Origin of the sequence: Luteolibacter rhizosphaerae, from assembly GCF_025950095.1 — a bacterium.
GTDB lineage: Bacteria > Verrucomicrobiota > Verrucomicrobiia > Verrucomicrobiales > Akkermansiaceae > Haloferula > Haloferula rhizosphaerae.
On record NZ_JAPDDR010000007.1, the window covers coordinates 101,274 to 127,653 of the forward strand.

17 protein-coding genes are annotated in these 26,380 nt (G+C 62.7%); 10 read left to right on the forward strand and 7 right to left on the reverse strand.

Going from position 1 to position 26,380, the window contains the following annotated elements; translation table 11 throughout:
* Positions 1-10 precede the first annotated feature (10 nt).
* The 4 genes from OJ996_RS14360 (at position 11) to OJ996_RS14375 (ending at position 6,812) form a co-directional block, all read left to right on the forward strand.
* A complete protein-coding gene (locus OJ996_RS14360; RefSeq protein WP_264514303.1) occupies positions 11-700 on the forward strand; it encodes a hypothetical protein in 690 nt (229 codons plus the stop codon).
* A 31-nt stretch (positions 701-731) separates the two neighbouring features.
* Positions 732-2,588: a sulfatase-like hydrolase/transferase gene (locus OJ996_RS14365; protein ID WP_264514304.1), complete on the forward strand. Its 1,857-nt coding sequence runs from the start codon at positions 732-734 to the stop codon at positions 2,586-2,588.
* A gap of 257 nt (positions 2,589-2,845) precedes the next feature.
* Positions 2,846-5,434 (forward strand): PSD1 and planctomycete cytochrome C domain-containing protein, encoded by a 2,589-nt coding sequence (locus OJ996_RS14370; RefSeq protein ID WP_264514305.1) that lies wholly within the window; start codon positions 2,846-2,848, stop codon positions 5,432-5,434.
* A gap of 34 nt (positions 5,435-5,468) precedes the next feature.
* Positions 5,469-6,812 carry a DUF1501 domain-containing protein gene (locus tag OJ996_RS14375; protein WP_264514306.1) on the forward strand — a complete coding sequence of 448 codons (1,344 nt, stop codon included), beginning with the start codon at positions 5,469-5,471 and terminating at the stop codon, positions 6,810-6,812.
* A gap of 63 nt (positions 6,813-6,875) precedes the next feature.
* Here the strand turns inward: OJ996_RS14375 and OJ996_RS14380 are convergent, their stop codons facing one another.
* The 7 genes from OJ996_RS14380 to OJ996_RS14410 form a co-directional block, all read right to left on the reverse strand.
* Complete coding sequence (locus OJ996_RS14380; protein WP_264514307.1) at positions 6,876-7,904, reverse strand: sulfate/molybdate ABC transporter ATP-binding protein; 1,029 nt, start codon at positions 7,902-7,904, stop codon at positions 6,876-6,878.
* 12 nt (positions 7,905-7,916) lie between these two features.
* Complete coding sequence (gene cysW / locus OJ996_RS14385; RefSeq protein WP_264514308.1) at positions 7,917-8,756, reverse strand: sulfate ABC transporter permease subunit CysW; 840 nt, start codon at positions 8,754-8,756, stop codon at positions 7,917-7,919.
* A gap of 4 nt (positions 8,757-8,760) precedes the next feature.
* Complete coding sequence (gene cysT / locus OJ996_RS14390) at positions 8,761-9,579, reverse strand: sulfate ABC transporter permease subunit CysT (protein ID WP_264514309.1); 819 nt, start codon at positions 9,577-9,579, stop codon at positions 8,761-8,763.
* Between the two features lie 98 nt (positions 9,580-9,677).
* Positions 9,678-10,700 (reverse strand): sulfate ABC transporter substrate-binding protein, encoded by a 1,023-nt coding sequence (locus tag OJ996_RS14395; protein WP_319800692.1) that lies wholly within the window; start codon positions 10,698-10,700, stop codon positions 9,678-9,680.
* Positions 10,701-10,741: 41 nt separating this feature from the next.
* Positions 10,742-11,914: a porin gene (locus OJ996_RS14400; protein ID WP_264514310.1), complete on the reverse strand. Its 1,173-nt coding sequence runs from the start codon at positions 11,912-11,914 to the stop codon at positions 10,742-10,744.
* Positions 11,915-12,073: 159 nt separating this feature from the next.
* Entirely contained in the window at positions 12,074-12,277 is a 204-nt protein-coding gene (locus OJ996_RS14405; RefSeq protein WP_264514311.1) for a YezD family protein, read from the reverse strand.
* A 235-nt stretch (positions 12,278-12,512) separates the two neighbouring features.
* The gene (locus OJ996_RS14410; RefSeq protein WP_264514312.1) at positions 12,513-12,995 is read right to left on the reverse strand and encodes a glycine zipper domain-containing protein; all 483 of its coding nucleotides are present in this window, start codon (positions 12,993-12,995) and stop codon (positions 12,513-12,515) included.
* 210 nt (positions 12,996-13,205) lie between these two features.
* Here OJ996_RS14410 and OJ996_RS14415 point away from each other — a divergent pair, with 210 nt between their 5' ends.
* From OJ996_RS14415 to OJ996_RS14440, 6 genes are all read left to right on the forward strand, one after another.
* Positions 13,206-16,268 carry a protein kinase domain-containing protein gene (locus OJ996_RS14415; protein WP_264514313.1) on the forward strand — a complete coding sequence of 1,021 codons (3,063 nt, stop codon included), beginning with the start codon at positions 13,206-13,208 and terminating at the stop codon, positions 16,266-16,268.
* Between the two features lie 149 nt (positions 16,269-16,417).
* On the forward strand, positions 16,418-17,236 hold the full coding sequence (locus OJ996_RS14420) for a hypothetical protein (RefSeq protein WP_264514314.1): 819 nt from the start codon (positions 16,418-16,420) through the stop codon (positions 17,234-17,236).
* 50 nt (positions 17,237-17,286) lie between these two features.
* Positions 17,287-17,910, forward strand: a complete 624-nt coding sequence (locus OJ996_RS14425; protein ID WP_264514315.1) for a hypothetical protein — start codon at positions 17,287-17,289, stop codon at positions 17,908-17,910.
* Positions 17,911-17,948: 38 nt separating this feature from the next.
* Positions 17,949-20,870, forward strand: a complete 2,922-nt coding sequence (locus tag OJ996_RS14430; RefSeq protein WP_264514316.1) for an ATP-binding cassette domain-containing protein — start codon at positions 17,949-17,951, stop codon at positions 20,868-20,870.
* Positions 20,870-21,343 (forward strand): hypothetical protein, encoded by a 474-nt coding sequence (locus OJ996_RS14435; protein WP_264514317.1) that lies wholly within the window; start codon positions 20,870-20,872, stop codon positions 21,341-21,343. Before OJ996_RS14430 ends, OJ996_RS14435 begins: the two co-directional genes overlap by 1 nt.
* A gap of 87 nt (positions 21,344-21,430) precedes the next feature.
* Positions 21,431-26,086 (forward strand): serine/threonine-protein kinase, encoded by a 4,656-nt coding sequence (locus tag OJ996_RS14440; protein WP_264514318.1) that lies wholly within the window; start codon positions 21,431-21,433, stop codon positions 26,084-26,086.
* The last annotated feature ends 294 nt before the right edge of the window (positions 26,087-26,380 follow it).

Genomic DNA, 26,380 nt, shown 5'->3' on the forward strand with positions numbered 1-26,380 from the left:
ACACATGAAGATGAAGACACTGACAGCGATCCTTGCCCTTGCCACGCCCTTCGCGGCCATGGCGGAAGAAAGAACGGTGGAAGCTTCCTTCTACTGCTTCAAGTATGCGCCGGGCGCGGAAACCATCCAGGTCACGGATGGCCAGAGCGAGAAGGCCCTGCGCCTCTCCACGGCGAACATCATCGGCGCGGTCCCGCTGAAAGTGAAGGACGATGAAGCCGTCATCCAAGGTGGCGACAAGGCATCCCCCGCTGCCCGGGTGAAGATCCCGAAGCGCTTCAACAAGGCCCTTGTCGTGCTCGTGCCTGCACCTTCCGGCAGCGCCGAGAAGTATCGCGCCTTTGCCATCGACTTCGGCAGGGACCGTTTCCGCCCGGGCACCTACCGCATGGTGAATATCTCGAAGAAAGCCGTGCGCGGCGCGATCGGGAAGAGCTATGCCGAAGTGAAATCGGGCGATACCGCCGACATCGAACTTCAGGGCGATGAAGGCGCAACCCAAGGCGTGAAGTTCGAGTTCCATGAAGGAGGCAAGTGGAACCGGCTGACCGAGACCCGCGCCGCGGTGCGCCGTGACCGCCGCTGGCTGGTGCTCGTGCACGAGGATCCGGTGACACAGCGCATGAACCTCCGCAGCATTCCCGACCGGGAGATCCGGCCGACGCCGCCTCCGGTCACGACCGCCGCGCTGGCCGAATGATCCCACTACCTTACTCAAACCAAGATCTGACATGAAGACCTCTTACGCACTCCTCGGCCTCCTCGCTTCCTTGGCAATTCCCGCTCATGCGGAACGCAAGCCGAACATCCTGGTGATCGTCGCGGACGACCTCGGCTGGGGAGAACTGACCTCCCAAGGCATTGCCAAGGATATCCCGACACCGAACATCGATAGCATCTCCCGGAACGGCATCCGCTTCACCAACGGCTACGTGAGCGGCCCCTATTGCAGCCCCACCCGCGCCGGCCTGCTCACGGGGCGCTACCAGCAGCGGTTCGGCCATGAGTTCAACCCCGGGCCGCCGACCGAGGCGAACCAAGCTGTTGGACTCTCACTGCAGGAGACCACCATCGGGGATCGCCTGAAGTCCGCAGGCTATGCCACGGGATGGTTCGGCAAGTCGCATCTGGGCAATGCTCCCGAGTTCCATCCGCAGAAGCGCGGCTTCGATGAGTTCTACGGCTTCCTCGGCGGCGCGCACAGCTATGTGGATCCGGGCCAAGGCGTGAATGCCGTGCTGAAGGGCACGGAGCCGGTGAAGGATCCGGGCTATCTGACCGAGGCCTTCGCCCGCGAAGCGGCATCCTTCATCGAACGGAAGAAGGACGAGCAATGGTTCGTCTACCTGCCCTTCAATGCCGTGCACGCTCCGCTCGAAACGCTGGAGAAGTACGAGAGCCGCTTCAGCTCCATCCAGGACACGAAGCGCCGGAAGTTCGCGGGTCTCCTCTCCGCTTTGGATGATTCGGTCGGCACCGTCCTGAATAAGGTCCGCGAACTGAATCTGGAGGAGGATACCCTGATCTACTTCTTCAGCGACAATGGCGGCCCGACACCCTCGATCACGTCCGGCAACGGACCGCTCAAGGGCTACAAATCACAGACCTCTGAAGGCGGCATTCGCGTGCCCTTCTCCGTGCAGTGGAAGGGCACGATTCCGGCGGGCAAGACTGAAGATCGCCCGGTGATCCAGCTCGACGTGCTGCCCACCAGCCTGGCCGCGGCCGGCGTGGAGGCAGATCCCGCATGGAAGCTGGATGGCGTCAACCTGCTCCCCTACCTGAAGGGCGAGAAGACCGAAGCCCCTCACGATGCGCTCTACTGGCGCTTCGGCCAGCAGCTCGCCGTCCGCAAGGGCGATTGGAAGCTGGTCAAATCGGTGGCCGATGGCAATGCCCGCGGCGGTGCCGGCAAGGCCAGCGTCGAGGAAGCGAAGCTCTACAACCTGAAGGACGATATCGGGGAAAAGAACGATCTCGCTGCCGCTAACCCGGATAAGGTGAAGGAGCTCACCGAGCTCTGGAACCAATGGAACAGCAGCTTGGTCGATCCCAAATGGCACCCGAACGGTCCTCGCCGGGGCAACCGCAACAACAACTCCGGCAGCGAGGTCACCAGCAATGCCTCTCGCACCGGCCCGTGGAAATCCGGAGATGTCCTGAGCAGTGCCGACTCGCCCGATGTCGCGGGCAAGGCATTCACGGTGGCAGCGGAGATCGAGGCCGGGGACGCGCCCGCCGGCGTGGTGGTGGAGCAAGGCGGAGCGGCTCGTGGCTATGCTCTCCACGTCACGGAGGGCAAGCTCGCCTTCTCCGTGCGCGCCAGCGGTGATCTCAGCACCATCGCCTCCACCGAGGCACTCACTCCCGGACCCCACAAGTTGGAAGCCGTGGTCAGCGCCGCTGGCGAGGTGACCTTGAAAGTGGATGGCAAGACCGTGGGCGAGGGCAAACTCCAGGGAGGAGTCGATCGCCGTCCCGGCGAAGGCCTCACGGTCGGCCACGGCGGTCGTACCGCAGTGACCGGGCGTGACGGCAACCGTGAATTCACCGGCAAGGTGAGCCAGGTCACGGTCAACGTTCTCTAGCTAGCATACACGGATGGTTGGCTGAAGGGGGCACTCACGTGCCCCCTTCACTCCCCTCCTGCTACCTCGATCTGATCTCTACGGGACGGCCATCGCCGCTCCTGCTGGAAGACCACGCGTCAACGCGAGCCGGTCCAGGACTCCAATAGCTCTTTCCGCTCGGTGGCGGTTGAAGGGCACGGTCCGGGAAAATTCATCTCCACCCGGGTCGTGCCCACCTGCCGTGCTCTCGCGTTTATCGATCCTCTTCCATCATCATGCATTCCCGCATCCCGCTTGCGTTCGCATTCATCCTACCGGCTGCCGCGGAGACCACCGCACCGGATCCGGCCCATCTCGAGTTCTTCGAATCGAAGGTCCGGCCCATCCTCAGCCAGCACTGCTACTCCTGCCACTCCGCCGATACCAAGGCCGCGGGCGACTTGCGCGTGGATGATCTGAACGGCCTGCTCAGCGGCGGCAACAATGGCCCCGCGGTGGTGCCGGGCGATCCCGACAAGAGCCTGCTCATCCAACGCGTGGTGCACAAGCAGGAGCGGCTCCTGATGCCGAAGGAGAGCGATCCTCTCACGGAATCACAGATCTCCGATCTGCGAACCTGGATTGCCAATGGTGCCGCATGGCCCTTGGAGAAAATTCCGGAAGACTTGGGCAAGGTGACGGCGAAGTACGATAAACTCCGTAAGAATCATTGGGCATGGCAGCCTCTCGGATCTCCCGCCCTACCCGCCGTGAGGGAGCAATCCTGGGTCCGGGGAGACATCGATCGCTTCGTGCTCGCGAAGCTGGAAGAGGAGAGCCTGCCACCCGCAAGCGATGCCGATCCCGTAACACTGCTACGGCGCCTGAGCTTCGACCTCACCGGACTGCCGCCCGAACCCGATCGCATTGCGGCCTTCATCAAGGATCCATCGCCCGCCGCCTATGAAGCGGAGGTGGATCGCTTGCTCACGTCCCCAGGCTTCGCCGAACGCTGGGGCAGACATTGGCTGGATGTGGCGCGCTACGGCGAATCGACCGGACCTTCGCGCAACATTCCCTATCCGCATGCGTGGAAGTATCGCGACTACGTGCTGGACGCGGTCGCAAGGGACATCCCCTTCGACCGCTTTATCCAGGAGCAGATCGCGGGCGACCTCTTGCCTGCGGAGGCTGGCCCGGAACGCGATCGCCTGTTGACTGCGACCGGCTTCCTCGCCCTTGGTGTGAAAGACGTGAACCAGCGCTTCAAGGTGCGCTTCCAAATGGACAACGTGGACGAGAAGATCGACACGGTCACACGCTCCGTCCTCGGGCTTACCGTGAGCTGCGCCCGCTGCCACGACCACAAGTTCGATCCCGTGCCGATCACGGACTACTATTCCCTGGCCGGCATCTTCACCAGCACGGAGGACGGCGCCGGCGTGCGGAACAAGATGGGCGGTGGCGGCCTCGACTACTATGACCCGAAGAATCTGATCCCGCTCTCCACCCAGCCACCCCCGCCGCCTGCGGACCAGGTTGCGGCCTTGGAAGCGAAAGTCGCGGAGACGAAGAAGGCATGGGATGAGATCCGCGGCACGCCTGAAGGCCTGAAACCGGGACGCAATGGTCAACCGACGCAGCGGCCCTATCGCCTCCGCTATGAACGTGCGCAGGCTGACCTGCTTGCTTTGGCCGATCCGGCCTCACGCGGATATGCGGTTCATGGCGTGCGGGATGCGGCCAAGGTAGCGGACACCCAGGTGCGCATCCGCGGCGAAGCCGAGCGTCTCGGCCCCGCGGTTCCACGTGGCTTCCTGAGCGCCTTCGAAGTTCCCGGCACTCCCGCGGTGAATCCATCGCAGAGCGGCCGCCTCGAACTGGCCCGCTGGCTCACCAGTCCGGAGAACCCTCTGACCCCACGCGTGATCGTGAACCGCACCTGGCATCATCTCTTCGGCCGGGGTCTCGTCAGCACCGTCGACAACTTCGGCGTGACCGGCGACACGCCCTCGCATCCTGAGCTCCTCGACTACCTCGCGAAGCGCTTTGTCGAGCAAGGCTGGTCGACCAAGAAACTCGTGCGTGAGATCGTCCTGAGCCGTAGCTATCGCTTGGGCTCTGAGGCACCGGACGGCCACCGGCTCAAGGACCCTGACAACCGCTGGATCTGGCGGCACTCGCCACGGCGGATGGCGGCCGAGGAAATCCGCGACGCCGTATTGGCATCGAATGGAGAACTACTCGATCGCCCCGCCGCAGAGCATGCCGTGAAGCGCCTGCGCATGGTCGAGATGCGGGACAACGGCCCCGAAGCCAAGGGCGTTCACGACCGTGCCGATCAGGAACTGGCACGGAGTATCTACCTGCCGCTGATGCGCGGGGTCACTCCGAAGTCTTTGGAAGCCTTCGACCCGGTTTCCCAAACACTCGTCACCGGGCAGCGCGATGCAACCACGGTCCCGGGCCAGGCTCTCTTCTTCCTCAACTCCGCCTTCGTGCGCGAACAAGCGCTTGTCTTTGCCAAGGATGTAAATGCCGATACCCGGACGAGCGGGGAGGATCGGATCGATGCCCTCTATCTCAAGATCCTCGGACGCCACGCAAGCTCCAGCGATATCGCCCAAGCCCGGGATTTCCTGATGGAGTTTGAGCACTCGTGGGAACCACCGCTGCCCTCCGCAGGACAGGGATCGGGCGCCATCGCGGTGAATGTCACCGGCGGCGGCACGGGGGACGACGCCGCTGCCAATCCGGATGATATCCCGCGCAATGACCTGACGGCGGTGGACAAGTCCATCGAAGCGCCGGATGCGCGGACAGCGGCTTGGATGAGCCTCATCCAAGCACTCTACGCCTCCGCGGAGTTCCGCTTCATCCGCTAACTACGGGATCCCTGGTAGAAAACGCATCCACGACATGAGCATTCATTCACGACGATCGATCCTCAAATCCGCCGGGGCGGGCTTCGGCTACCTGGCACTGGCAGGCTTGCTCGGGCAGCAGCGCTTGGCAGCCGCCAGTCCGTTGTTACCAAAGCCCCCGCATTTCAAACCGCGCGCAAAGAAGATCATCTTCATCTTCATGGAGGGCGCGATGTCCGGCATCGACACCTTCGACTACAAGCCGGTCGTCCAGTCGAACGACGGCAAGACCGGGCCCGGAGGCGGCCGCGTGACCGCATCGAAGTTCGCCTTCAAGCAGTATGGCGAGACCGGCACCTGGTTCTCCGAGCTACTGCCGAATATCGCCACCCATGCGGACAAGTTCTGCTGGCTGAGAGGTCTCCATACCGATACCCCGGCCCACCCTCAGGCGGTGGTTCAGCTCCACACCGGCAGCGCGAATGCGGCCCTCACTCGTCCGAGCATGGGAGCATGGCTCCTCTATGGTCTCGGCACCGACAATCAGGACTTGCCGGGCTACATCACCATCAATCCCTCGCCGAACTTCGGCGGCACGGTGAACTATGGAAGCGCTTTCCTTCCCGCACACTTCCAAGGCACCCGGATCACGGATTCCGGCTTCCTCTCGAATCTCAAGGCACAGTCCGAGGCCGGCCTCCAGCGGCGCCAGCTTGACCTCGTGCAGTCGATGAATCGCAATCTCGCCGCATCCCCGGGCGCACCGGATCCGGTCGACGGCATCATCGCCTCCTACGAGCTCGGCTTCCGCATGCAGGACAAGGTCCCGGAGCTGCTGAATATCTCGAAGGAGCCGGAACACGTGAAGGAAGCTTACGGCGTGAAGGATGGCCCCGCAGGAGCCTTCGCGCGGCAGTGCTTGATGGCCCGGCGCCTGAGCGAGGCGGGAGTGCGCTTCGTCGAGATCTGCCAGCCTGGATGGGATCACCACAACAACCTTCACAAGGGCCTGATCGAGCGTTGCGGCAATGTCGACCAGCCGACCTCCGCACTGCTGGCAGACCTGGAACAGCGTGGCCTGCTGGAAGATACCTTGGTCCTTTTCGGGTCGGAGTTCGGGCGGCAGCCGACATCCCAGGGCCGGGATGGCCGGGATCACAATATCACCGGCTACTCCATGTTCCTGGCGGGAGCCGGCGTGAAGGCGGGCTACACCCATGGCGGCACCGACGAGTTCGGGATCCAAGCGGTGGAAGGACAGATGCACACGAACGACCTCCACGCCACCCTGCTGGCCCTGATGGGATTGGATCACGAAGCTCTCACCTATCCCTACGGCGGACGCGATTTCCGCCTGACCGATGTCGCCGGCAAGGTCGCGACCGAGATCTTCGCCTGAGGCCAAGGCATGAAGAAGGCCCGGGGTCGTAGCGACCCCGGGCCTTTTCCGTCACTACCGTGATCAAATGGAGTGATCCTTCGGAGCTTCCTTCTCCGTTTTCTTGGGGCGCTGGGAAGGTTTGGGATCCGGGAAGCGCAGGCCCACGATGTCACCGTGGGCCAAGGCCATTTCCTCGACTTGGTCTCGCGTGGCCCAGACTTCGATCTCGCGGCGCGAACCGTTCTCCGGCACCACGCTGAGACGGGCGACCGGACCGGCCACGAAGAGGTGGCTGACGCGACCGGCAAGGTGGACGCCCTCCTCCGCGGCGAAGCGCAGCTCGATTTCGTGCGGGCGCACGTAGCGACCGTCGTCCAGCTTGTTCACTTCGCCCAGGAACTCGTAGACGAATGATGTCCGAGGTTCATCGTAGATACCTTGCGGTGCCCCGGTCTGTTCGATCCGCGCATTCCGCATCACCACCACTTGGTCGGCCAGCTCGAGCGCTTCCTCCTGGTCATGGGTGACGAAGAGCGTGGTCAATCCGATCTCGTCGTGGAACTGGCGCAGCCAGCGGCGCAGGTCCTTGCGCACCTGGGCATCGAGCGCTCCGAAAGGTTCGTCGAGCAGCAGGACCTTGGGACGGATGGCCAGGGCGCGGGCCAGGGCCACACGCTGGCGCTGGCCGCCAGACAGCTCGTGAGGCCGGCGCTTGTCCAAGCCGTCGAGCTTCACGAGATGCAAAAGCTCCTTCACGCGGGCGTTGATCTCGCTTTTTGCGGGGCGGGCCGCTCCGGGTAGCACCGTCAGGCCGAAGGCGATGTTATCCGCCACGGTCATGTGCTTGAAGAGCGCGTAGTGCTGGAAGACGAATCCCACGCCCCGCTTGCCGGCGGGCACGTCGGTCACGTCCTCGCCGTGGAAAAGCACGCGACCGCTGCCGGGATCGGCATACTCCAAACCCGCGACGATGCGCAGCAAGGTGGTCTTGCCCGAACCGGAGGGGCCGAGCAGCGCCGTCAGCGAACCATTCGGCACCTCAAGCGAGACGTCGTCGAGAGCGGTATAGCTGCCGAAAGTCTTGTGGATGGACTGGATGGAAACAGACATGGAAGTTTCGGATCAGTGGCGCCCCTTTGCGGAGTGGCCGGTAAAATGTTCGACAGCGGTCTTCAGACCAAGGGTTACGAGAGCGAGGAGGGCGAGCAGTGCGGCACACGCGAAGGCGGCGCTGAACTGGTATTCATTGTAGAGCACTTCCACATGGAGCGGCAGGGTGTTGGTCTTGCCACGGATGTGGCCGGACACGACCGACACGGCACCGAACTCTCCCATGGCGCGAGCATTGCAGAGCAGCACGCCGTAGAGCAGGCCCCACTTGATATTGGGCACGGTCACGCGGCGGAAGATCTGCCAGCCGTGTGCTCCCAGGGTCACCGCCGCTTCTTCCTGATCGCTGCCTTGGCTCTCCATCAGCGGAATGAGCTCGCGGGCCACGAAGGGGAAGGTGACGAAAACCGTGGCCAGCACGATTCCCGGCAGGGCGAAGATGATCCGGATGTCATGCTCCAGCAGCCAGGGACCGAACCAGCCCTTCGCGCCGAAGAGCAGCACGAACACCAGACCGGCGATGACCGGTGAAACGGCGAAGGGTAGGTCGATCAGCGACAGCAGGAAGGAGCGCCCCTTGAAGCGGAACTTCGTGATCAGCCACGCTGCGGCCAGACCGAAGACCGTATTGAGTGGCACGGCGATCCCCGCGGCGAGCAGTGTCAGCTTGATCGCCGACAAGGCGGCATCGTCCTCCAACGAAGCGACGAAGACTTCCGTCCCCCGCCGGAAGGCCTCGATGAACACGGCAGCCAGCGGCAGCAGCAGGAAGAGCGTGAGAATAACGAAGGCGAGGAGGATCAGGATCCATCGCACCGGCGCCGATTCGGTGGTTGCAGGTCGGTAGGCCATCGCTTCAGCGGGTCTGCCAGTTGAGCCGGCGTTGCAGGAGGTTGATAAGGAAAAGCAGCGCGAAGGACACGATCAGCATGCCGGAGGCGATCACCGCGGCAGCCTCGTACTTGAACTGCTCAAGCTGGGAAACGATCAGCAGGGGCAGGATCTCCGTCTTCATCGGCAAGTTGCCCGAGATGAAGATCACCGAGCCGTATTCCCCGATCGCTCGAGCGAAGGCCAGGGTGAAGCCCGTGATCAGCGCGGGCACGAGCAGCGGGAAGATCACCCGCCGGAACGTGGTCCAGCGGTTCGCTCCCAAGCTCGCCGCCGCTTCTTCCAATTCGGCACCCAGGTCTTCCATCACCGGCTGCACCGTCCGCACCACGAAGGGAAAACCGATGAAGGTGAGCGCGATGAATACCCCGGTGGGCGAATAGGCCCCCTTGATCCCCCATGCGGCCAAGTACTGCCCCAGCCAGCCGGTAGGGGCATAAATCGCCGTGAGCGTGATGCCCGCCACCGCCGTGGGCAGCGCGAAGGGCAGATCCACGATGGCATCGAGGATCTTTTTCCCGGGGAATTCGTATCTAACAAGAACCCAAGCCACCAGCAGCCCGAGCACCATGCTCACCCCCGCCGCCGCAGCACTGGCCCCGAAGGTCAGCTTCGCCGCCGCCAGCACACGCGGTGAGGTTAGGATTTCCCACCATTGCCCCGGCCCCAGACCGGCAGCCTTGATAAACAGGGCCGCCAGCGGGATGAGGATGATGAGGCTCAGCCAGGTGATCGTAATTCCGAGGGACAGCCCGTAGCCGGGTATGACTCGTTGTTTCGCCATGGAAGAAAAGTCGGTGGGAGAGGAAGGCGGAAAGACTGGAGCCGACGGCTCCAGTCTGATGCCCGGACCTCACAAGCGCAATGCTCGTGAATGCCAACTCACTTCGCTTGATAAGCTTGGTCGAAGGTGCCGCCGTCGTCGAAGTGCGTCTTCTGGGCCTTGGCCCAACCACCAAAGTCCTTGTCCACGGTGACGAGCGGGATGTCCTTCAGCTTGGAGCTGTACTTTGCCAGGATCTCGGCCTTGCGCGGACGGTAGAAGTGCTTGCCCGCATAGTCCTGCGCTTCGTCGGTGTAGAGGAATTCGAGGTAAGCTTTCGCCGCTTCCGCCACGCCGTCCTTCTCCGCGTTCTTGTCGACCACCGCGACCGGCGGCTCGGCCAGGATACTGAGCGACGGATAGACGATCTCGGTTTCACCCGAGAACTCCTTCTCGATCAGGTAGGCTTCGTTCTCCCACGAGAGGAAAACATCCCCGATCTTACGCTGGGCGAAGGTCGTGGTGGAGCCGCGGGCGCCGGTATCAAGCACCGGCACGTTCTTGAACAGCGCGCGGATGTAGTCGAGCACCTTGGCTTGGTCCCCTCCGTTCTGCTTCTCGGCCCATGCCCAAGCAGCGAGGTAGTTCCAACGCGCGCCACCGGAAGTCTTCGGATTCGGCGTGATGACTTGCGTGCCTTCTTTCACCAGATCACCCCAGTCCTTTACACCCTTCGGGTTGCCCTTGCGGACGACAAAGACGATCGTGGAGGTGTAGGGCGAGCTATTATCCGGCAGCCGGGCCTGCCAGTTGTCCGGCAGCAGCTTCGCCTCGCGTGCGATGACATCGATGTCACCTGCCAAGGCCAAGGTTACCACATCGGCCGGCTGTCCGTCGATCACGGCGCGCGCTTGCTTACCGGATCCGCCGTGCGACTGGGAGATGGTGATCTTGCCCTTACCATCGGCCTCCCACTTCTTGACGAAGGCGGCGTTCACCTCCTCGTAGAATTCACGGGTGGGATCGTAGGAGACGTTCTGAAGTTCGATCCCGCCTCCTGCGGAGCCGGACTTCTTGCCGCTGCATCCCGGCAGCACGAGCAAGGCGGCGAGTGCGAAGGGAATAAGGTATCGTGCTTTCATGGTTACTACTTGGTTGGGATGAGATTCGGAAAATTTGTTGTTCAGAAGGAGAAGCGGATGCCGGTGAGCCAGGTGACACCGTCGAAGTCACCGCCGTTTCCGCCACCGTCCAAGGTAGCGTACTCCGCGCCGGCGAGCAGCTTGAGTTTGTCACCGTGGATGAAGTACTGGGTGCCGAGGTAGAAGGCGTGATACTCGTCGCCGCGACCGCTTCCAGTCAGGTTGGGAGCCTCGCTCTCGTAGCGAGTCTGGCGACGAACGCTGTCCGGGCCATCGCCGGTAGCGAAGGAGTAGCGCCCGACGAGTTGGAGACGTTTCGGGATCAGGTCGTAGGTAGGTTGGAGGAAGAAGCCGAACACATCCTCGTCCCGGCCTTCGCCGCCGCTGGCATGGTAGCCTTCCGCCACGAAGCCCCACGGTCCCTCTTGCGCCCAGAAGGTCGCGGAAACAATGTCGTCATAGCGGTCGAGGATCTGGTCATCCCGGTCGTGACCGCTATGCAGCCAGTCCAAGCGGAAGTCCGCACGGGTCCAGCCGAAGGCTTCCTTCGCATCATAGCCGATGCCTGCTCCATAGCTGTAGGAGCCCCCCAAGGTACCGAACTCGCGATCGGTGTCGTTCGAGTAAGCTCCAGCCTGCCAGGTGAAATCACCGGTCTTGCCTTCCACGGTCAGGGCCGTGGTCCGGTCGACGCGGAGCTGGTTGAAAATTTGGGAACGCTCGAAGGTCGGTTGTGCGTTGGTGGATTGGAGGAAATCATAGTAACCGATCAGCGGCTTGGTGCGGCCAAGCGTGATCGACAATGAATCCGTGGGCTTCCAACGGATGTAGGCATCGACAAGACGATCGTAGGTATCCTCGAAGCTGTCGTTGCTCTGGAAGTCGAGACGCACTTCCACTTTCTTGTCGAGCAGCTTGGCGTCGAAGCCGAGGCGCGAGCGCCGGTCTTCCCAAGCGTCCTCGTCCCCTTGGTCGCTATCCAACCAGTAGTACTGGCCCTGATAGCGGCCCCGGAGCTTGAACTCCTGGAGAATCGGATTCTCTTCGTTTTTGTAGAGGGTGAAAGCTTTCCAGATTTTCTCGAACGAGGCGGTTTCCTCTGCCGAAGGCGTGTCGAGCGGATCGAACTCAAATGCAGATGCGGCAAGCGGGGTTGCCGTGAAAAGCGCGAGGGTAAGCGCGCCGCTGCGGCGGTGATTTCGTGGTGTTTTCATTTCTTGGGTGCTGCTCCGGGTGGTCCGGTAGCGCTTTAAAAGGAGCCCCCGCAGGAGCGGTAGGCAGTTGGGACGAAAGGAGAGGAAGCCGGATGTCCGGTCGGCCTCTTCTTTCGAGGGTTCGAAGCGGGTCTCGGTGACCCGCGATGTTAAAAGTTCTTATTTCTGAGGCGCGCCGTTGTCGTCGCGACTCGCGGGAAAGCGGGTCTTCTCCAAGCTCTCGATCTGGGTCACGCGTCCTTCGTGGACAATGATCTGGACGGAGCCGAAGCGGAGACCCGTCACGTTGCGCCGCACCACATCGAGCCAATCGGCTTCAGGTGGCGGCGTCACGGGAGGCCGTTCATTGGTTTTGGTGTTCATCGCTCGGGGCGGTGGAAAAGAAGGGGCGATGCCAGGTTGGATAGATGGCGCGGAGCGCGTATTCGGCTTTCTTCGAAAGGCGCATCGGTGAATGTGCACCGATCAGTAGGGTTTAAGAGTAGGAGGTCAATGAAGAAAATTATGGGGATTTTTAAATCGCTGGTTACAAGCGATATAACGCAAAGAGGCGGAACCGTTTCCGGTTCCGCCTCCGCTTTGAAATCCTCGAATTGAATCAGGCCTTGTTAATGGAGGTTCCGCAGTAGACCGCGGTATCGCCGCCGAGCTTCACCTCTTGGCCGTCCTTCACGGAGGACGGCGGGGCGTAGATGTCGCCGGTCGGCTTGCCAGTCTGGGCGTTGACCTTCATGAGCTGGGTGCTCGGGCCCTGCTGGTCCTTGGCCTTCGGGACCGGGACGGCGACGTATTTGGCCTTGCTGGTCTTCACCTGCTGGCGGACCTTCGGCTTGCTAAGCGCGACGGCGGCGCGCTGCTCCGCGAGGCGCTTCTGTTCGGCATTCGCCTTGCCGATGGCATAGCCGATTCCGGCACCCACCAAACCGCCGATGACGGCGCCGCGGTGTCCGCCGATCTGGTGGCCGATGACGGCACCGGCACCGGCTCCGATCAGGGATGTGACCGCGGGATCCGCGCAGGAAGGCAGCATGATTGCCACCCCAAGAGAGGCAGCCGTGCATTTGCAGAGTGTCATTTTCATAGGTCTTGAGGGAGGAAGTGGTTAGTGGAGACGCAGAGGTCGCACCCTGCCGCCACTGGCGGAAAAGGCACAACTCCCGAGTCATTGGCCTAACATGTGGGGAGGGCCGCCGTCAACGGGCATCTGCCCCCCGGGCCAAGGGTTGCCTTGACCTCGAAAACCCGGATTCTAAGATGAACAGCGAGCGAAAGCTGCTCTTCAGGAAGGAACATGGCAACCGGACCGCTGCATTTCGACCCCTTCGAGGTTCTTCAAAACGACAAGGGAGAGCCGTGGATCCTGGGCCAAGGATCCTTCGGCACGACTTACAAAGTCCAGCACCAGAAGCTGGGGCGGATCTGCGCGCTGAAGGTGATCCGCGACTCGCTGGTCCATGGTTCCGGAGAAGGGGCCGAGCGCGAGACGGCGCGGTTCTTCGCCGAGGTGAAGGCCTTGGCGAACATGCATCACCACGGGATCGCGGTGGTGTTCGAGTACCAGGACCGCCCGGAAGAGGGCTACTTCTACTACGCGATGGAGTTCTGCAAGGGTGGCAACCTGCAGGAGTTGGTGGCGCAAGAGGGCCCCCTGCCTTGGCCGGTGGCGCGCTGGATGGTGCTGCAGGTCGCGGAGGCCCTGAAATATGCCCACGGCTGCGGGCTGCTGCACCGCGACATCAAGCCCGCCAATATCATGCTGGCCGAGCCATGGCCGGACCAGCAGGTGAAGCTGATCGATTTCGGAATCCTGCAGCCGCTGGAAGGCGCTGCCGGAGAAGGGCAGAATGTCTCTTCCACCCACGGCGGAGAAGGCGTCTTCAATGACGCCACCGCCAGCCCGGAGCAGATGCTGTCCGGCATGCTCGACGCGCGTTCCGACCTTTACTCGCTCGGGATCACGCTGTGGTGGCTTTTGATCGGGGAGAATCCCTTCGCCGGCCAGACGCGGGCGCAGTTGATTACCGACCGCTTGCGCTCCGACTACGCCAACGAATTGCCAGCGCACTTGGATCCGGAGGCCCGGGAGATCCTGCTGGGCCTGCTGGCCAAGCGCCCTGAAGACCGTTTCGCGGATGCCCAGGCATTGATCACGCGGATCACCGGCGGACTGCTGCAGAGCTCGTCACAAATCGCCGCCCCGGTCGCCCAGACGGCAGCCGCTCCGCCACCACCCGCTCCTGTCCTTACCACACCGACCCCTTACGACGAGAACTATTCGATCCCCAATCCCGGCAGCGATCTGGTAACCAAGACGGGCCAAGCGGCGATCTACCGGGTCAAGCAACGCTCCAGCGGCGAAATCGTGGCCGCGATCACCGCGGAAGCGGGAATGAACCAAGAGACCCGGGATGGCTTGCGGACCGCCGCCGCCGCCCGCGAAGACCTCGGCTGCTATCGCATGCTCGATTGGTGCTCTTCCGCGAACGAGGAATACTTCATCGCCAGCCTGCCGAGCGGCCAAAGCCTGCTAGAAATCTTGCGGAAGTTCGGCTCCGCCCGGGCACAGGATGCGGTGCCGCTGCTGGGGGCACTTGCCCGCTCCTTCGACGCGAGCATGGCACGGACCACCCGCGGGATCCGCTTGGAACTCGCCGACATCCGCGTTTCGTCCCGCAGCGGGCAGAGCGATCTAGCCGCCTTCAGCGGCTGGGCCGACATTGATCCGGGATCGGCCAGCAGCCTGCCGAGCTTCCAGAGCGACGGCGACCAGGATGTTGGCGGCACACTCGACATCTCCAGCGCCGGTCCGGTGAATCCGGTTTCCCGTTTTGCCGCGCTCATCTACCGCCTGATTTCGGGCGGGAATCCGCCTTACGCCTCCTACTTCACGGACTCCGGATACGTGATGATCTCCGGACTCTCGGAAGAAGGAAACCACCTTCTGGCCAAGGCCCTGTCTGGCGGCGAAGAAAGCACGAAGCTGGAGAGCCTGCTGAACCGGCTCGCGAACCTCGAATCCATCTCCGTGCCGGGCAAAGGCACCAACGCGAGCACGAGCCGGACACAGCCCGTGGCTGCCACGGCGAGCGCCAGCGCGACAGTCGCCCCACCGCCGCCACCTCCGGCAGTGCCCGTCCAAGCGGCGGCGCCTGCGGCTAACAAGTCCGCCCCGCCTCTTCCGCCCGTCTCCATCCCAACAGCGCCACCGGCCCATCCTGTCGCGCAGCCGGCGGGCAAGAAATCGCCCCTCGTCTGGATCATCGCGGGAGCTGCGGCCCTGATCGCCGTGGCAGGAGGGGTATGGGTGATGAGTTCTTCCGCCGCCAAGGAGCGAAAGGCGGAAGCCGACCGCCTCGAAGCGCTGCAGCGAAAGGCCCAAGAGGAAAGCGCGGCCCAATTCGAATCCATCCGTCTCCAGATGGAGAAGAAGGAGAAGGAAGAACAGGCCAGCGCCGCCGAAGAGAAACGCAAGGCCGAGGAAGAACGCCAGAAGATGGCACAGGAGCGGGAAGAGGCCATGAAGCGCGAGCAAGAGCGCGAAGCGAAGGCCACCGACCTCGAGGTCAAGCGTCTCGGGCAAATCCTCGACAGCAACAGCAGTTCTTCCGGGGACAAGGCCGATGCATTCGCGCGTATCAAGGAGCTGGCGGACAAAGGCCACCTTCAAGCGATCGCCATCTGCGGAGCGGCTTATTTCAACGGCAACGGAACCACCAAGGATCCCAAGGAGGCTTACCGGCTGTTCCAGATCGGGGTGCAGAACAAGATTCCCCGCTCCATGCGAGGGCTTGGTCACTGGCATGCCAGCGGCGGTGGCGGCACCGGCGAGCCGAATCTCACCGAAGCAATCCGCTGGTACAAGGAAGCCGCCAAACTCAATGACGCCGATGCGGCCATGACTCTGGGCCTGCTCTACTTCAATGGAGACAAAGGCCTAGAGCCGAACAAGGTGGAAGGAGCGAAGTGGTTCGAAGTCGCGGCCAAAGGGGGCGTCCCCGCCGCGATGATGACGATCGGACATTCCTACAAGTTGGGCAACGGGGTGGAGGTCGACCCGGAACGAGCCTTCCAATGGTACAAGAAGGCGGCCGACACCGGACTGGCAGACGCCTTGGTGGAAGTCGGAAAATGCTATGCCGATGGTTCGGGCGTGCCAGAAGACAAGGGCAAGGCGGTGACGATCTTCCAAGAAGCCGCGAAGGCAGGAAACCTCGAAGCCATCGTAACACTCGGGCGCTGCTACCAGCACGGCCTTGGGGTGCCGCAGGACATCGGGGAAGCCAGAAGACTCTTCAATCAGGCGAAGAACCAAGGGCACCCGAAGGCCGGCGCTTTCCTTGAAGAGCTGAACTGAAGACCCCCTACCAAAGTGGCAGAGCCGCGCCTGCATTTCACTTGCCGGAAATAATCATAAAGGAGTAGCATCATCTCGTGATGGAAAATTCTCGGGAAGTTACTACGTTCCGGTCGTTCTGGCGGGTGTCTTGCGTGGCCGCGATCGGCATGGGTGCTTTGCTCCAGACCGCTGCCGCCCAACAGCCTGCGCCTCCGCCCCAGCCGAAAAAGTCCTTCAAGGACGCGAAGGTGGTGTCGAACGGCGAGAACATGATCCGTCCGAATCCCTATGATAAGTTCATCGCCCTTGATGCGGCGCTCGGGGCGGATGCGATCAAGTGGAAAGAAGTGATGAACCGGACGCAGGTTTCGGTGGATCCGGACGCGCTGAAGGACACCAAGGTGGCGATCCCCGCGGTACTCGGATTCCGGATCTGCGACGGCATCATGGCGATCAAGGCGCGCGACTCCGAGAAGCTAAACTCCTGCGCCAACGACATCGAGAAGCTGGGCAAGAAGCTGGGCGTGACCGATGGCGACCTGAAGCGCGCGAAGATTGTCCGCTCCTTCGCCAACCGCGGCGAGTGGGGCCGGGTCTTCCTCGAACTGGGATATCTCCAACAGGACATCGAGGCGGTGCTGCAGCGCCAGGCAGGCGAAGGCGGCAAGGCCCCGGTGCGCAAGATCCTCTACGCAGCCGGCTGGCTGCAGGGTGCGCGCTACACCTCCGGGCTGGTGCGCGACAACTACAACCCGAAGACCGCCGGCATCCTGCGCGAGCCGCTGCTGGTGAAGGAACTCAAGTCCGACCTCGATAGCACCGGCCTGGAAGCCGACCCGATCGTGAAGCGGATGTCCGAGACGCTGGGCGAGCTCCAGAAGCTGGTGAACGTGGAACTCCGCGCGCCCCTGCCGGAAGAGAGCGTGATCAAGATGGCCGACCTCGCGGCGAAGACCGTGATCGAAAGCTCCAAGGAGGCGAAGTAAGCGCCTCCACCCTATTCCCTCCCCCTCCAATCCAAGCATCCATCACCCCGATGAAGACACTGTCGAACACGGCGCTGCCGGCCCTCGGCTTGCTGTGCCTCGCGGCGGTATCGTGCAACCCGGAAGATCCTTCCGCGCAGCGCGAGGCCCAGAAACTGGTCGCGGAAGCCGCCGCGAAAAACGCACGCCTGGAGGACGAGGTAGCATCGCTGAAGGCGGAACTCGCAACGGCGAATTCCAAGATCTCCGAGGCCGAGGCGGTGAAAATGCCGGGAGTGTCCGAGATCGAGGGCAAGCTCGATGCCGCGCTTTCGAAGCTGAGGGAATCCGCGCGAAAGTCTCACCCCTCCGCCACGGTCGAGGGTGTCACCACCTGGGACGTGGTGATCCCCTCCCCCGAGAAACTCTTCACCTGCAAAGCCAAGGCTTTGGTCCGCGAGCCGAACGGCTTGCTGAAAACCGTTTACTGGACGGGTAGCGCCGACATCAAAGGCGAGTGGACCTTCACTTCGGCGGTCGATCTGGAGCCAAAGGCCCAGCCACCGCCGGTGGCGAGCACCCAAGATCCATCCGACCCGGCGCCCGAACCTCCTCCCAAACCCGCACCTCCCAAGGAAAAGCCGAAGCCACAGTACGACATTCCGCTCGATAGGCCGGTCATGGGACCGAAATAGCGCGATCGCAGGCTCAGGACTTCGCGGGTTTATCGAACATGGAGGCGGAACTTACCATCGGACAGGCCTCGGGCCTGGTACGGTTTTCACTGCAAAAGGGCTCCTACGGCATCGCCGGACTGGCGGCGAAGCGGCCGACGCTGGTTGCGGCGCAAGGCGAGCCGGCACCGGAGCTGATCGTCGAGTGGGATCCCGCCCTACGGGCGCTCATGTGGCGGCCGGGCAATGCCTCGCGCACCGCGACCCAAGCACTGCGGCCGGGTGAGACCTTCGCGCTCGATCAATTCACCTTCGGCTTCTCGCTGAAATGGGATCCGCCGACACTGGGCGGCGCGACATGGGAGTCCCTGCCTTTGGAGGCAGGCAGGTCCTACGTTTTCTCCCGCGGCGGCGGTGATCCGGCGGAAGCGGGTGACACGGTCATCGGGCTGGACGGCCAAGACCGCACGATCTCCAAGACGCATGCCCGACTCCGGCAGGAAGCCGGGGAGTGGATCCTCTCCGACCACAGCTCCACCGAGACGCTGCTGAACGGCGAGCCCTTCACGGCGACGAAGCTGATCTTCGGCGACCGCTTCAAGATCGGCGACTACGTCTTCGAGTTCCGCGGCTCGAAGATCGACCGCGTGGACCACTCCGGCTCCGGACGGGTAGTGGCGGACAACCTGAGCGTGGTGGTGAAAGACCGCCAGACCGGTCAGCCGCTGAGCATCCTGAACAAGGTAGGCGTCCAGATCGGCACCGGTGACTTCATCGGGGTACTGGGCGGTTCCGGCTCCGGCAAATCCACCCTGCTGAAAGCGCTGTGCGGCATTCGCCCCGCGGACGAGGGCAAGGTGCTGATCGGCGGGATCGACAACCTGCAGCTCAACAAGCTGCGCCCGGGCGCGATCGGCTACGTGCCGCAGGACGACATCGTGCACCTGGAACTGGTGGTGCGGGATGCCTTCTATCTGGCGGCCCGGTTGCGGCTGAAACTGCCGGAGCGGCAGCGCAAGGCGCTGGCGGACCGGACGATCGATCTACTTGGACTGACCGAGCACGCGGGCAAGCGCGTCTATCATCTCTCCGGCGGGCAGCGGAAGCGCGTGAGCCTGGGCATCGAGCTTCTCTCGAAGCCGTCCGTGCTCTTCCTGGACGAGCCTTCCTCCGGTCTGGACCCGGCGACCGAGGAGTCGCTGATGGAGCTGCTGCAATCGCTCACGCTGACCAACCTGACGGTGGTCTGCACGACGCACGTGCTGCAGAAGGCCTACCTCTTCGACCGGCTGATCTTCATCCACGGCGGGCGCCTGATCTTCGAAGGCAACTCCTCCCAAGCGCGCGACTTCTTCGTCAACCGCGTGTCGGGCATCGCGGATTCCCATCACGGCAGCCGGTCCTCGGGCGGGATGGTGAAGACCTCCCCGCTGGAGCGGATCTACTCCGAAGTGCTGCGGGGCAAGAAGAGCGCCGCGGAATGGGAAAAGGAATTCAACGAGTGGCCCGGCCGCCTGGTAGCGAATGCGACGCAGGCGAAGGAGGAAGAGAAGCAAGCGGCCCCACAGACCCGCGAGAAGAAGGTGCCGGCAACGACACGCTTCTTCACGCTGCTGCTGCGGCAGTGGAAGATCCTGGGCGCGGACTGGCTGAACCTAGCCTTCCTCTTCTGCCAGGTTCTGGTGATCGGCCTGCTGATCGCGGTGGTCTCGGACGAATTCGGCTTCCGGCTCTTCCTGGGCCTGATCGCCACGATGTGGTTCGGCTGTAGCAACGGCGCGCAGCAGATCGTGGGCGAGCTGCCGATCGTGCAGCGCGAGCAGATCTGCGGGCTGGGGCGCAATGTTTACCTAAGCTCGAAGTTCGTCTTCCAAGGCTTCATCTCCTGCGCGCAGGCGTTGCTGCTGTTCCTGATCATCGTGCCGGTGGGATCGCTGATCCACCCGATCGACTTCGACGAAGAGAACTTCAAGAACATGTACGAGATGCGGGTGGCGCAGGACTTCGCGCCGCCGGCCTCCGAAACGATCGAAGAAGAGGATGAGCCCTTCGTGCCCGTGGACGATGAGTCCGAGGATGGCGCCGAAGCCGCACCGGCCGAGACCGCGGCTGCCGAGAAACCGGCCGAGGCAGAGAAGAAGAAGCCCGGGATTCTGGACCTGCCGCCGACTTGGCTGGTGTCCGCGATCGCGAAGACCTTCGTGATGGAGGACAGCATCATCGAATCCGGCGAGAGGCCGATCAACAATGCGGAAGGCCTGCCCGTGCTGGGCTTGGACGGGCAGCCGATGAAGTATGAGTCGATCCCGGTGTGGCGGGTGCTGATCACCGGCGTAAGCTTGAAGCTCTTCGCCTTCTTCGGTGCCGCGCTGGTGGGTGTGGGTCTGGGCCTGGCGGTATCCGCATGGGTGCGCACTCCGACCCAGGCGGTGATGTGGGTGCCGCTGCTGCTGATCCCGCAGATCCTCTTCGGCGGCTATGTGGTGACCCTGCCGAAGATGTCCCCGGCTGTGCGGGCCTTCTCACAGGTCTTCCCGAGCTACTCGTGCCAGCGGATCATCGACGTCTCGAATCTTTACGGCCGGGCAACGCCCTTCACGACGAACCACACCAAGCACCCCGTCTTCCTAACAGGGGCGGCGGAGCCGGAGGAAATCTCCTGGGAGGAGCGCGGCGAGAAGGTGTCCGAAAGCTTCGACCGCGAGTCCTATGTGAACACCTCCTGGCAGAACCTGGCGGTGAACGCGGAAAAGCTGGGCCAACACAAGAAGATCTGGGAAGTGGCGGGCACGGATGCCTACGGCTCCGAGATCAAGCGCAAGCGCGATACCGTGGAAAGCCGCGGCGACGTGAAGTATAGCAAGGGCACGCCCTTCCTCTTCACCTTCCCCGCGGTGGTGGCCTGTTGGGTTCTGCTAGGCTGGCTTCTCTTCTGTTACGTGGCCGGACTTTTCGGCATCCACTGCAAGACCAACGGCTGATGAACACACTCTCCCCCTCCCGCTCTTGGGCCGGCCTCATCCTCGAGCGCCTGCCCCTGCTGGCGGCGGCGGTGCTCCTCCTGATCGCCACGCGGGAGCCGGTGGTGGAGATCAAGGGATTCGATACCTTCTCGTTGTCCAGCGTGGCGATGTGGGCCACGCGCGCCGCGCGCTTCACGCTGGGTGCGGCGCTGGTTTTCCTGCTCTTCCGTCCGCTGGATCTCTCCCGCTGGTGGATGGCGCTCTCCGCGGGCATCCTGCTGGGGCCGCTGGCGGACATGGCGTTCCGCTCGGCGGATCTGGTGGAGATGATGGGGAGCGATGCGCCATCCAACCCCGAGGAGATGATCGTGCTGCTCTCCGGCGCGAAGATCTGCGCGGCGGGTTTCACGTTCTGGGTCATCGACGTGATCCTGGCGATCGCCGGGAGAATCGTGCGGTGGCGGCGATCAAAGAAGGATGTCCCCGTTTAAGGACTGCCGCGCTCTGCCGGTCCCGTACCGTCTTGACTGAGAACAGGACAAATCCTAAGTGTTCGCTTACCTCCCCAGCTTGTTTGAATGACCCCGCAAGAAAAGCTCGTCTATGGCTCCTACGAGGTCCTGAAGAATGACGATGGCAGCCTCTTCGTCCTCGGAGAGGGCAGCTTCGGACTGACTTATAAGGCACGTCACGTTTTCTTGGGGCGGGTCAGCGCGCTGAAGGTGATCCGGGAGGAGCTGCTGAACCAAGGCAGCAAGACCGATCACGAGGAATCGAACCGCTTTCTGAGCGAAGCACGAGCCGTCGGCAGGCTGAATCATCCCGGCATCGCGACGATCCACGACTGCGCGATCGACCAAGGCGTCTTCTACTACGCGATGGAGTTCTGCGACGGCGGGACGCTGCAGGACTGGTGCGACAAGAACGGGCCGATGCCCTGGCCGGAGGTGCGGCAGATCGCGCTGCAGATCGCGGCCGCGCTGGACTACGCGCACTCGATCGGCTTCCTGCACCGCGACCTGAAGCCCGCGAACATCATGCTGAACGGCGAGGGTGCCGCGCGGCAGATCAAGCTGATCGACTTCGGCCTGGCGATCAAACTGAACAATGCGATCGAGTCTTCCTCCGCGACGGTGCGGGTGGACCAGCAGGTTTTCCGCGGGAACTTCGCGACCGCGAGTCCGGAGCAGATCCTGGAGCAGCCGCTGGATCAGCGCAGCGATCTCTTCTCGCTGGGGGTGACGCTCTGGTGGCTGCTGATCGGGAAGAACCCCTTCGGCGACATGAAGCGCGGGCCGCTGATCGCGGACCGGGTGGGGCCGTCGTCCTACGCTTCCACGCTGCCGCTGGACCTGGATCCCGAGGCGCGGCTGCTACTGGAGGGCCTGCTAGAGAAGGATGCAGGGAACCGCACCGCCTCCGCGCGGGTAGTGGTGGATCTGCTCAGCGGATCGATACATTCGGCTGCGGCTTCCACGCCGCTGGCACCGCTGATGAGCGAGGAGGCACCGCATGTGCTGGAGCCGCTGCCGGCACCCCCGGATCTGGAAGAGGGTTACTCCATGGGCGGTATCCTGTCCGCAGGAAGCCAGATCAAACTTTACGCGGCGCGGACTCTGGACACCGATGAGGCGGTGGTGGCGATGGTCCCGGGATCGTCGCTCGATGCCGATGCACTCGGCGGGATGCGTTTCGCGGCGAGTTGCCAGCTGGATTTCGGCGCGTATGCGATGCTGGACTGGCGCGACTCCGGCGGGAGCGATGTCTTCATCCTGACGAAGCCGCAGGGCTGCAGCCTGCTGCTGGTGCTGCGGAAGTTCGGGCCGGCGAAGTTCGGGGATGCGCTGCCCTTCCTCTCTCATCTGGCGCGCTGCTGCGACTCCAGCATCGATTGGACTTCTTTCGGTATCCAGATGGATCCGGGTGAGATCCTGGTGCGGGCGCGCGATGGCAGCACGGATATCGAGCGCTTCAGCTCATGGTCCGACCTGGATCCGCAAGCGACGCGGTGCTTACCGCTCTTCGCCTCCGACACGGAGAATGCGGCGGCGACGGAGGCCACGCTTTCATCTTCCTCGGCGCGGGAGTTTCCGCCGATCGCGCAGTTTGCGGCGTTGATCTACCGGATCCTGGCCGGCACGGCGGTGCGGTATGCGGCCTTCTTCACGTCGAACGGCTATGTGATGGCCTCCGGACTTTCGGAGGATGGCAACGTGCTGCTGGCGGATACGATCTGTGCGCCATCGACGCAGCCATCGGCGTGTCGCTTCCTGCAACTGCTGGCGAGCTTGGAATCGCTGCCGATGTCGGAGCTGAGTCCGATCACGCAAGCGCCGAGCGCCGAGGAGATCGAGATCGGGAAGATGACTCCGACGAGCTCGCCGGGATCGATCGACGAGATCCTGACGCGAGGGCCTCTGCTGCAAGCGGCTGCGGTAGTGCCCGCCAAGTTCGACAGCTCGGTATCCGTTCACGACAAGGTGGCCGAACTGGAGCGCGAGTTGGCGCTCGCACGACAGGCGGCCGAGGCGGAGACCTTGAGGCTGGAAGAGGCGAGACGTGAACAGGAGCGGGAGGCTCAACGCTTGATCGAAGAAGCGAAGCGCCAGGCTGAAGAGAAGGCCCGGGAAGAAGCGGAGGCGAGACAACGGGCGGAGGAGAACCGCTTGGCGGCGGAGGCACGCCGGATTCAGGACGAGAAGCGTCGCGTGGCAGAGGAAGCCGCAGCCCGGCAGGCCGAGATGGCTGCGGAGGCACGCCGCGCTGCGCAAGCCGCTGCACAGGCGGCGGCAGAGGCCAGCCGGCTCGAAGCCGAAGCCAAGCGCAAGGCCGCCGAGGCGGAAGAAGCACGCAAGAAAGCGGAGGCCGAAGCTGCTGAGAAAGCCGCTGCCGAGGAGGCGCGCCGGAAGGAGGAAGAAGCCAAGAGGGCTGCTGCCGAAGAGGCCAAGAAGATTGCCGAGGAGGAGGCCCGCAAGAAGGAGGAGGAAGCCAAGAAGGCCGCTGCGGAGGAGGCGCGTCTCAGGGAAGAAGAGTTGAAGAAGGCAGCCGAGGAATCTCGTCTCAAGGCCGAAGAAGCACAAAGGGCCGCTCAGGAGGAAGCCCGTCGGGCGATCGAGGAAGCGAGGCAGGCAGCCGAAGAACGCAAGCGATTGGATGCCGAACGGAAGGCGGCTGAATCCGCCGCGGTAGCACGTCGGAAGGAAGAGGAAGCGAAGCGCAAGGCGGAGGAGCAGGAAGCGAAACGGCAGGCGGAGCAGAAGAAGCGCGAGGAAGAAGCGGCTCGAAAAGCCGCTGAAGCGGATGCGAAGCGGAAGGCTGCGGAGGCTGACAAGCGTCGCCTAGAAGAGGAAAAGCTGGCCGCGAAAGCGAAAGCCGCAGCCGAGAAAGAGGAAGCCATCCGACAACAAAAAGAGGCCGAGCAAAAACGAGCTCAGGTCGAACCACGTTTGTCCGCGGCCGTCCTCCGGCGCAAGGAAGAGGAAGAGAGACGGAAAAGCGAAGAGCGGGACTTGGCTGCATCTACGCTCGCACCTGCCCCCGTGCCTGCGGTGCCGCCGAAGGTGGAAAGTTCTCCGGTTCCTCCTGAGCCGCTTGCCCCGCTTTCGAGCAGCTACCGGGCAGACAAGCCGCCGCAAGGTTCAGCGAAGAAAAACGTGGCCATCGCTGCATGTTTGCTGCTTCTGCTAGGAGGCGGTTTCGCCGCTTTCAAGCGGAGTGCCGGAAAAGATGGATCAACACCGCAAGCTCCACCTGCGCCTGAGACCGCGACGAACAAGCCTGCGGTTCCTGATCCCGCGCCCTCACCCGCGGCTCCTGCCGAAAGTCCGAAGCCCAAGCCCGCTCCGATACCGGCCAAGGCGACTCACTTTAATGTCTCCGTCACCAAGGAGGCCGATGACAAGGCAGGAGGCTATTCCTACTCCGATCTCACGATCGAAGAGGTTGGAAAGCCTTCTAACAAGAAGAAGCCGGAAGAGCTGATCGAAGCGGCACCCGGATCGCGGTGGAAGATCACGTTCGTAGGAGATCTGGACGACAAGAAGGATGCGCTTTTGGCATCGGTCGTCCTCGCCCTGCCTTCCACGCTCACCCAATCCGAGCCGCCTGAACTGAAAGTCACCGTTCCCTCGTCCCTTCCGGTAGCGCGGTTTGAGAACACCTCCCCACAGCGCGACTACACGGGGATCCAATTCAAGGGACCCGATGCCGGATCCATCGACGAGGCCGAGATTGGCCTTTCGGACAACTCTTCGACCAGGAACATCAAATCGAACGAACTGGCGCCTTCAAGCGAGCTGATCAAAGCCCGCACGCGGCCATTCCCAACTCCTGACAATCCGGCTCTTTTCCCGCTTGTGGGTAGCGGAGGGTGGTCCGCCATTTACACGGGGAGCTTGCTGGGAAATAGCGAGACGCTTGAGCTGCATGCCTCGAATACGACGGGCCTAGTAGGAGCAGTCAAGGTGCCCCGCCCCTTCAGCGGCCGCTATTCTTTGTTCGCGCCGATGCTGAAGTTCGTGGGTTCGGAACTATCGGACGATACGCCCGTGAAGATCGCGGGAAACCGTCTCGCGGAGGCCGACTACTTCAATTCGGTGATCTATCCCCAAGACCTTGGCGAAGGATTCCGTGCCCACATCGCTGCAAAGTTCTCGGACAGTGGCCAGCCTGACAGGATTGCCCTGGTCATGGAAATCGATGCTTCAGAAGAGGGAGCGGAAGGAAAGCCCGCGGCGATCCTGAGTTTCCTATCGCACGGGGTCTTCCTGTATCAGACCGGGAAGGCGGCGGTGCTCTCGAAGACCGCGGAGGGAATCAAGCTACAGTTCACGCCCTCGGCTGTTAGACTTCTCGATCATACCGAAGCGACCCTTGGACCTTTCTTCGAAAGCTACCGGGCAGCGATCGATAGAAGACAAGTCGATGTGGATAATTTACTCTCGTCCACTTTTACCGACTGGATTGCATTCCGCCAGAGCGGAAAAGTTGCCGACGGCTCCAAGATAGACTTCTCGAAGTGGGACTCCATCGCGGCAAACTCACCGCTGAACCCGTATTATGTCGATGTCGTTCCCTCCGGGGCACGCTTGCGGGTGACACGGATTGCAGAACGGATTCCGAAGAACCAACTTCATCCTAAATACCAATCCAGCCCGGATGCCGCGGAGGAACTGGAGGCCGTCTACCTCAGGAGGAGAGAAGACGCGACCACATTGCTCCAGTCATCTCCCTGAGCAATATACAAGCCGACAACTTGGCTTTCCCGGCGAGAATCAACTGAATTAAACGGGCCTTATCCTTAGGACCTCGAGCTAATTGTTAGGAATTGACTCTCGTCAAAAAATAAGTCAAAACATTCAGCACCATGCACTTGCTAGCAAAATGCTCCCTCCCAGTCGGTCTAGGTCTTTGTGCGCTATATTCGTCCGCTACAGCAACAACTGTAGTTGTCAGAATGGCGGCAGTGGGCGGTCAGTCTCTTACCGCCCCCACTCTCCAGATTTCCACGGGCGCTGTCCGTGGCTCTG